The sequence below is a fragment of the Pontibacter qinzhouensis genome, assembly GCF_008017455.1.
GTDB classification, from domain to species: Bacteria; Bacteroidota; Bacteroidia; order Cytophagales; family Hymenobacteraceae; genus Pontibacter; species Pontibacter qinzhouensis.
This window is the reverse complement of the sequence record NZ_VRTY01000154.1, coordinates 1-9076: the sequence shown is the minus strand read 5'-3', so window position 1 is coordinate 9076 and position 9076 is coordinate 1. Positions and strand designations below refer to the sequence as shown.

General features: G+C 43.7%; 5 protein-coding genes. 2 read left to right on the top strand and 3 right to left on the bottom strand.

Features of this window, described 5'->3' with window-relative positions:
- Window positions 1–141: 141 nt before the first annotated feature.
- The 3 genes from FVR03_RS22955 to FVR03_RS22945 form a co-directional block, all read right to left on the bottom strand.
- Window positions 142–2292, bottom strand: a complete 2151-nt coding sequence (locus FVR03_RS22955) for a RagB/SusD family nutrient uptake outer membrane protein (protein WP_147924117.1) — start codon at window positions 2290–2292, stop codon at window positions 142–144.
- A 27-nt stretch (window positions 2293–2319) separates the two neighbouring features.
- The gene (locus tag FVR03_RS22950) at window positions 2320–5691 is read right to left on the bottom strand and encodes a SusC/RagA family TonB-linked outer membrane protein (RefSeq protein ID WP_147924116.1); all 3372 of its coding nucleotides are present in this window, start codon (window positions 5689–5691) and stop codon (window positions 2320–2322) included.
- Between the two features lie 439 nt (window positions 5692–6130).
- A complete protein-coding gene (locus FVR03_RS22945; RefSeq protein ID WP_147924115.1) occupies window positions 6131–7435 on the bottom strand; it encodes a rhamnogalacturonan acetylesterase in 1305 nt (434 codons plus the stop codon).
- 592 nt (window positions 7436–8027) lie between these two features.
- Between FVR03_RS22945 and FVR03_RS22940 the strand changes: the two genes are divergently transcribed.
- Together FVR03_RS22940 and FVR03_RS22935 are read left to right on the top strand one after the other, a co-directional pair.
- On the top strand, window positions 8028–8342 hold the full coding sequence (locus FVR03_RS22940; protein WP_147924114.1) for a hypothetical protein: 315 nt from the start codon (window positions 8028–8030) through the stop codon (window positions 8340–8342).
- A 36-nt stretch (window positions 8343–8378) separates the two neighbouring features.
- Window positions 8379–8819, top strand: coding sequence for a hypothetical protein (locus FVR03_RS22935; RefSeq protein WP_147924113.1), 441 nt, complete (start codon window positions 8379–8381; stop codon window positions 8817–8819).
- Window positions 8820–9076: the final 257 nt, after the last annotated feature.

Below are 9076 nucleotides of genomic sequence, written 5' to 3'. Positions count from 1 at the left end.
AGTGTACTAAATTTGTCTTTAAATTGTTTAACTATTTGTGGAATTATTTTAATTGATGAGGTAACTAGGAAAAAAAAGCGACTGCCCAAAAAGAGCAGCCGCTTTTCAATTCATCAGGGAATTATCCTGGTGAAATTGGGATTAGTAACCAGGGTTTTGATAGGCTGCTCTAGCTGCAGCGTCTAATGAATTTCCGTTTTCGTCGGTTAGCTGAACCAGGTAAGCGTTTGGCCAAACTCTGAACGTATAGTGTTTCTGCATCAGTCCTTTTCCGTTGCCATCCTGGCCGTTACCGCTGCCTGTGTTGGCAGCAACTGGCCATAAGCCTGTTCTATCGGAAGCCATTTGGTTTAAATATACCACCCGCTCATACAGAATACCAGCATTGTGCAAATCTTCCCAGGCAATACCTTCTGATAAAAACTCGCGGGCTTTTTCGTTATAGATAAAGTGAATAAACATATCCTCTTTCGACATAACTGTAGGAATGTAACCTTCTGCCTGTGCCTCTGTTGTACCTGGCGTGAAATGATTTTCAGTTACCCTTATCCTCTCAAAAGCATTCGTGGTGGTGGTATACGGAGCTACAAGTTCAGCAGGATCGAGCATGGTTTTTTGGGGCTCATACTGTGCCAGAACATTTGGCCGGCTCTCACCTGGTTTATAGGCAGCACGCTGACGCAACACATTAATATCGGCAACAGCCTGTGCATACAAGCCTTTGCGGCCATACGCTTCCGCTCTAATTAAATATGTTTCTGCCAGTCTCATTAAGAGAGCATCGCGTGTACCAGATTCGCTGTTAAAGTTGGCTTCGTTGGCACTACCTCCGCGCATGGGGTCTACATATTTCTTAGATGAAAGATAAGGTGCCTGACGGTTGGTTGCTAAACCCATATCTGTGCCATCGATAAAGAGCCTGTAGTAGTACCGATTTGTTTTAGCTGATCGTACCCAACGAACCATGAACTGGAATGGCTGACTCATCACCTCTGCTGAATCAAGTGCTTCCTCTCTTTGATTCTCTATGTAGATGATCGCTCTGCGGCCATTCTCAATCCTTTTCTGACCTGCTATTACAGTTGGCTGATCAGCTGGCTTGTTGGCATTCCACCATGCTGCTGCTGCTGCAGACCAGTTATAGGAGGAGTTCGTAGCTGCCGGCATATTGCTAATGTACTCGTACTGAAAAGTTTTGTAGTAGCGAGAGTCATTTACTTTGTCGCGGAAGTTGTCGTAACCCCAGTCGGTGGGTCTGAAAGTACCGAATGGACGACCATAGGCCATAGCACGCGTTACACCAGATTGGAACGTATAATCGCCGATATGGTAGTTAACCGACCTGTTCTGGAAGCGGCCGTTAAGCGATGTGTTTTCATCGAACTGAGCCGACCATAGCACCTCTGAATGTGGAGAAGTTTCAGAAACAGCCGGGTTAAACAGCGTCCAATAGTTTGGAGCTAACACACCACCAGTTCCTGTTATCACTTCAGAAGCAACCATTATAACGGAGTCTAAGTCAGTAGCTACGTTGCCTTTGTACAGCATGCGTAAGTGCTCTTCGGAGCTACTTTGGAAGCCAGCCGCCTGGGCACGGTTCAGGTAAAGTTTAGATAGGAAATGACCAGCTGCCCACTTGGTAACCCTGCCTCTTTCACTAACTGATGTAGGTAAATGCTGGTAAGCAAAAACCATATCAGAGATAATCTGCTTATAAATATCCTCGAGTTTAGCTTTCGGATAATGGTAGATGCCGTTATCTTCTCTTTTAGGCTCCAGTAACAATGGCACATCTCCCAACTGGTTTGAGATCAGGTAAAAAGCCCATGATCTTAAGAACAGGATTTCTGCTTTCCGGGTGTTCCGGTAGGCTTCATCAGTGCCAAACCGACCTGGCCGTATGTTGTCTATAATATCCAGGGCAATGTTACAGTTGTTAATGTGCGGATAGGCACCCATTGGAGCGTTGCTTGCATTAGCTGCACCGAGGTAGTTGTTCACATTAGAAGCAATGTTGCTTACATCAGAACCATATTCAGCTACTCCCATTCTAGCAAAGCCAACGGCCACTGTTCGGTAAGCATCCGTTTCAGGCTCGATAAGTCTGGCACCATTGGCGTCCCACTCATGTTTAACCCGGGCATACACGTAGAGGCCTTTAATTAAAGACTCCAACCCGTTCTCGTTATTAAAATAATCCTGCGTCAGGTTTGCTACCTGCTCCTCCTCCAGAAAGTCCTTACAAGATAAGGTGGAGGTGGCAAGCAGAAGTAAGGCAATATATTTTTTCATAATAAATTGTTCTTTAGAAGTTTTTATTTAGAAACCGACTCTCACACCAAATACTACACTCTGCTGCAGGATGGTATTGTTGTTGGTACCACCCAAAGGCGATGTACTGTTGCTGTTGGCTTGCGACTGCGATCCCCAGTTAGTATCATCATCTGGGTTAAGCCCCATTCTCACGATCTCTCCTCCAAAAATGAACGGGTTCAGTACCTGCACGTTCAGTTGCAGGTTATTTAAGAAGAACCTGCTTAAGAATTGTTGTGGGAAATCATAAGAAAGCGATATGTTTCTTACAGTTACGAAGGAGCCACTATGGAACTGCATGGCTGGTGTAAAGTTATCGTACTGCGCTGTTCCTAAATAAGGTTGTGGCCACCGACCACCAGGGTTGTTAAAGGTCCAAACATCGTTTTCTACACGGCCATTAGGGTTAACTCCGCCATAGGAGTTAGGGTACCCGCCGAAATACTCTTGTCCCAGGCGAGCATACACAAAGGAAAGCAAGGTCCAGTTTTTATATCGGAAGTTCGTTGTAAAGCCTCCAACATATTTTGGCCTGTCAGACCCTCGGATAATGTAGTCTTCTGCGTTTATCCTGTAGTCTCCATTCTGATCTATTACTTTAATGGCTCCCGGATAGAACCTGTGACCATTGGCGTTAAACTTAGCCATTTCAGCAAGGTCTTCTGGTGTGTTTTGCCATATACCAGCATTGTCGTAGTGGAAATACACACTAAGCGGCTGACCAATAAACCAGCGTTGAGCCAGCATATCTTCCTTACCATTGATCAACTCTACAATTTCTTCCCTGTTAGAGGAGAAGTTGAAATCAGTGCTCCAGGTAAAGTCTTTGGTTTCTACGTTTATAGTAGAAAGAGTCAGTTCAATACCCTTGTTCCTTGTTTTACCTATATTTTCAAATTTCTCAACATAGCCTGTAACACCAGGCAGGGTTCTACGCATAATCAGGTCTGATGTCCTGGAATCATATAATTCAACTGAACCTGTAATGCGGTTATTAAGTAAACCAAAATCCAAACCTACGTTAGATTGCGCTGTTTTTTCCCAGCTAAGGTTCGGGTTCCGCACCAACTGTGGTAGGTAACCTATACCAGCGACAGAGCCAAATGCATAATTGTTCCTGCTAAGCGGACCAGAAGAAGTGTAAGGTTCAACAGAAGAGTTACCAGTAACACCAAAGCCGATACGCGGTTTTAGTTCAGTTATCCAGGTTAGATCCTCCATGAATTTCTCTTCCTGCATTTTCCAGGCTAAGGCAAAGGAAGGGAAGAAATCCCATTTGTTGCCGGGAGCCAGCACGGAAGAACCGTCGAAACGACCTGATGCTGTTAACAGGTACCTGTTCATAAAGGTGTAGTTAACACGACCCATCCACGACATAAGCGTGTTTTCGGTAAATCCTGTGCCATAGCCATCGGGGCGACCTACGGTATTGGAGCTTAGGTCGTACCACATGCTCAACGGAATAATGGTACCAGATACGGAATTGCCAATGTTCTCTCTTCGGGAGGCCTGCTGCGACTGTAGCAGTGTAACGCCAATAGTATGATTATCACCGAAAGACTTGTCGAAGAAGAGCAGGTTCTCAGCTACCCAAGAAAAGTGTTCCTCACGTGTATAACCGGCTGTATTAGGGCGGTTGTTGAGGTGGCTTGTTGCTCCAGGGCCTGTCCAGGCACCGTTTCTGAAGTTACGCATCTGAGCACCAAAGTTTAACCTATACTTTAACCAGGGCGTAAATTTAAGCTCGGTGTACATGTTGGCCATTATTGCCGATGATCGTCTTTCGGTAATAGCCTGATCAATATCAATTAAAGGATTCCAGATGTTGATATTGGGACCAGTATTCATGATATAATCTCCGTTCTCATTTCTAGGAAAAGCAAACGGAAACTGGGTGGTTGCTCTTGAGAAAAGATCTTTAGGGCCAGTATTGCTGTTGTTAGGTGGGTTTACACCGTAATTCTGAAGCGAGAACGAACCCATAACCGATGTACCAAGGGTAAGCCATTTTTTAGGCGATATGTCACCATTCAGGTTCACGTTAAACCTCTTGAAATCCTGGTCCCGTTGCACACCTTTTTGATCGTAGTATCCTAAAGATAAATACACTTTAGAGGTTTCGGTGCCGGAGGAGAGGGAGAGCTGATGGTTTTGCGTTACACCAGTGCGGGTAGCAGCATCCATCCAGTCGAAGGTAGGGATGTTCTGTGAATTATACACAGGCACCTGTGCTGGCCAACCGAGCTCTTGTTCTTCCGGCGTAGTAGGTCTAAGTCGGGGTGTTTTTCCGTATTCTTCCCATTCATAGGCTGCCCAAACATTATCGCGTGATCGCTGGTCTACACCCAGGTTCATCTTCTCCTGATCAAGAAATGGGTCAGGATACCAAATGGTAGGGGCCTGGTTTAAGTTAGAGTTTGTGGTTGGCTGGTAATTACGACCATAGATTAAAGACTCGCGCCATCTGTCTACATACTGCCCACCATCCATCCAGTCGGTTAACGATTTATAGGAGTCGAGGGAGGTGGTATGGTTATAGTTAACAGTAACTTTGCCAGCCGTACCTTTTTTAGTTGTAATAATGATTACACCGTTAGCACCTCTTGAACCATAAATTGCGGTGGCAGAGGCATCTTTTAGTACTTCTACAGAGGCAATGTCGTTAGGGTGAATATCGTTGATGGAGAAAGAAGTTACACCAAGTGCAGCCACTATCGGAATACCATCTACCACATACAAGGGAGAATTAGAGGCGGTAAGGGATCTGGTACCGCGAATAGTTACGTTGGGAGTTTCGCCAGGACGAACGTTTGTAGACACGTTAACACCAGGTGCTCTACCTTGTATGGCCTGTAGCACGTTTTGCACAGGACGTTCCTCAATAGTAGCAGCCGAAACGCTGGTAATGGCACCTGTTAAATCACTCTTCTTTTGTGTACCATAACCTACAACAACCACTTCCTGCAGGGCCTTTGTGTCAGATGCCATGGTAATATTTAAGATGGCTCTGTTGTTAAGGGCAACCTCTTGTGTTGTAAAACCAATATAAGAGAAAACCAGCGTTGCATTACCATCTGGCACAGTAAGGCTGAACCGACCATCAATGTCTGTACTCACGCCAACAGTGGTACCTTTTACTACTACGCTAACACCGGGTAGCCCTTCGCCAGCGTTGTCAACTACACGTCCTGTAACAGTAACATCAACGGCTTTGCGCTTTTTAATTGCAAGGTCGGAGAGGTGGCCGTTTACAACTGAAAGTTCAGTGACAGGTACGTTAACAGGCTGTTTGCCTTCGGCCTTCACTACGTTTGTGCTAAGCCCTAAGGAGGTCATTGCCCAGAAAACATACCTACCATAATGTAAGTTTTTCTTCATGTTATTGATTTTAGTGTTTAAAATTCGACTTTTAATAGTCAAGTATAAATTTATCTCTTTTTGGTGTGGGTTCTGTCCTGCGGTATCCTGCCAGTGTTTTGTTTCGCGATTAGTTTTTCGTTAGTAAAACAAACAGCAGGAGGTGGGGCCGTTGTTAAATAGTAATGGCAAGCTCTATTTTAAAAAATAACAACTATTCATATAAGGTCAGTTGTTTTAAGCCTGGCAATTTACATCAAGAACAACTGGTAGAGTTACCTTAAGGTAGTAAAGATTAAAATATTTTAATCTTTACTACTACTTTTGATCAACATTAAGGGTGCTGCTATTGCTTTTGGAAATTGCATTGGTTACTAATGTTCATTAGTATTTTTTAACTGTTTATTTACTCAAAATATTAAGTTTAAAACGAGTGGTTGTAATTATAAGTGCTTATTTGTTAATTACCATCTGGTTTAGTAAGGCTTCCTTTGGGGCTAGCAGGTAAATTGAATTTTTCGAAGTCATCGGGGTGGGTCGGCAGGTAATCCGGAGTCTGGCGCAGGTAAGTTGATAGGCTCAGGTTTTGATTTTTAATTTCCTGAACTACTAGTTTTGCAATCTGGTATGCGCCATAGGTGTTAAAATGGGTGTTATCGTTTAGCCCCTGTTCCGGGTATATAACAAAGGCTTTCTTAGATCCTTCCGGGCCAAGGGTTTCGTAGAGTGTGGTGGTAAGCTGTGTCAGGTCGATTAAGGCCACCTGCTCTGCCGCTGCTACTTTTCTGGCAGCATCGGGGTAGTCGCCATGGGAGTTGGTCATTTCTCCTGATGCGTTAAACGACCGGCGGGCGGTAGGTGTGAGTATAATAGGGGTAGCGCCTTTTGATTTCACTTCTTTAACAAAAAAACGGAGCCGCTCGGTATACGATTTGTAAGGCCCGTCTTCCGGACCTTTTTCTTTTTCATCGTTATGGCCAAACTCAATAAAAAGAAAATCTCCTGGCTTAATTATGCTCATGACCTTATCGAGTCGCTTGCTACTCATAAAACTACCTAACGACAAACCCGATTCGGCATGGTTGGCAATAGCTACCCCAGGCCCGAAAAATCGCGGAATCATTTGCCCCCACGAGGCCCAGGGTTCTTCCTCCTGGTTCACCACTGTGGAGTTACCGGCCAGGTAAACAGTCACCTGGTCTTCTACCTTTTCAATTTCGAGACTGCTAAGGGCGGTATGGGCCGAGAATTCAAGCGTTAGTTTATCGTCCCAGTCAAGCTTTGTTTCCTCTCTGGGTTTTAAACTCACCTGCCGGGCATTGTCAATTTGCCGGTTCTTTATGTTCACTACAAACGTTTGTGTTACCACTTGTCCGGGTTCTGTCTGCAGTTGCTCCAGCATCAGGCGCCTCGATTCGGCTTTTACAGTGCTTTGGGTGCTGCTTTGGAGGTCGCCTAAGGTGAGGGTTACTTTATAGTTTCCTTCTGGCACCGCCACCGAAAAGTAAAAAGCTTGGTCGCTTGTCACAAAATCAGAGGTCAAGGGATTTTTGTTTTTCCTGGAAACAGCAGTAACTGAGGTTCCTAAATCGAACCCATAGCCTGTTGTGCCACCATATGGGGTGGCAGGCGGAACAGGCAGGTACTTTTTAGCTGTTTTGCCGGAGCCAAAATCGAATCGGAAGGAGGTTTGCTGTGCAGAGGCAGCACCTGAAAATAATAGAAGTGCAGCAGCCAGTGGTTTAATTATACTTCTGTTTTTCATTTGACCTTAACTTAAAATCTTTCAATGGCATCTACTGCATTTTTATAGGCTAGAACCCTTGGCGTTTTTTTGCCTTAAAGCCTTCTGGAGGGCCTTTTTATTAGCATAATTTAACAGCAAAGTAATACTAGGGTAGCTCTGCCATACATCACATAATCTAACTTCAAAAGGATCATCTTTCTTTAAATGCCTGAGTTCCCGCAGTTAATTAGTAGAAATATTCTCCGCAAGCATAACTTTTAACATGAGCTAACAGAGCAGCTAAGGGAGATACGTACATTATCCTGTCTTATCAAGTAAAACAAATGTATGTAAGGTGGCAGCAACTACTGTCATGGCGTATCCTGCTTCTTAAAGGTAAGTCTCCAGCAGAACCTTAAACCTCGAGTCGGCTATTGCAATCCGTTCTTCTACAGAGTTCGTAAGTAGGTTTTTTGAAATTTATTATTGAGTAGGAGAGGGGGTAGTATAAAAATAAAGCAATGGCAGCAGCAAATCTTGGTAAAAAATAATAAAATCGCAAAAAAATAAATAATATTAAACTTATAGTATACATACTTAGTAAGTAATAGTAGGTCTAACACTTACTATTATGAGGAAAATAAGTGAACATCTACTTCCTTTTCTGAGCAGTGGGTACATAGATTATTCTATATTAGATAAAGGAAGCAAACGAATTTCGGTTAAATATTTCGAGATTAACTTTAAGCTTATCGCCTACAGTGAGTTACCTCATTTACAGAAATATTCGTATTACTATCAGAACATGAATGAGCCGGATCTGCTGATGTACATCAGGGTAACAGATGCTGGTTACGACGCCTTGCTTGCCAAGTACCGAGATGCAGACGAATGTTTTCTGCACTTAAAATCGAACCTTGGTTTTACCCTTGAACATGATACATAAGTACCGCCAATACTCCTAACCGCCTGACTGATCTTTATGGAGATGGATACCTTAGTGGAAGGGGTTCACGAATATAGAAACTCTTTTTTGCATGTTGTGATAGATGATGGCGCAAGGCTTTTGTATTCTGAATGGACCCGGCAGCCCACACGAGCAGAATATAGGCAGGCTGCAGGTATCTTTGCCGCTTTTTTAAACGAAAACGGAATTCTGTACTGGATACAGGATACATCTGTTTTACAAGAAATAGCGGCCACCGATATGCGCTGGGTACTGGAAGAACTGATTCCGCTGGCAGACAAGTCTTGCCTGAAAAAGATAGCTCGTATTACCTGCAACAAAGCCAACATCGAACTCTTTAAAGAAATGGTCCGGATTGCTAAAGCGGAGTATAAACTCAGCATAGAGGTGCGGCAGTTTAAATCGTACCGTGAGGCAGCCGAATGGGTAGAAGGTATTTCTGATGCAGATGAATAAAACCTAGGTAAATCAGGAGGTAAAAATTCAACTGGCTAATTATTTCGATTTTTGATTATACTTATCAGGGTTATAATACCATTTGCTGTTGTATTTTAATTTTAAGTTACAAGAGGTAGTGGATTAGCAGGCAAGGGATTAGCAAGAACAAATTATTCAAATAAAAATGGCCTTCCAAAGCACTTACTAACGCGAGTTTTGACTTGAAAAATTAGACAAGTACAATTTGTGTATTTTCCCCCTTTGCTGCTTTGGGC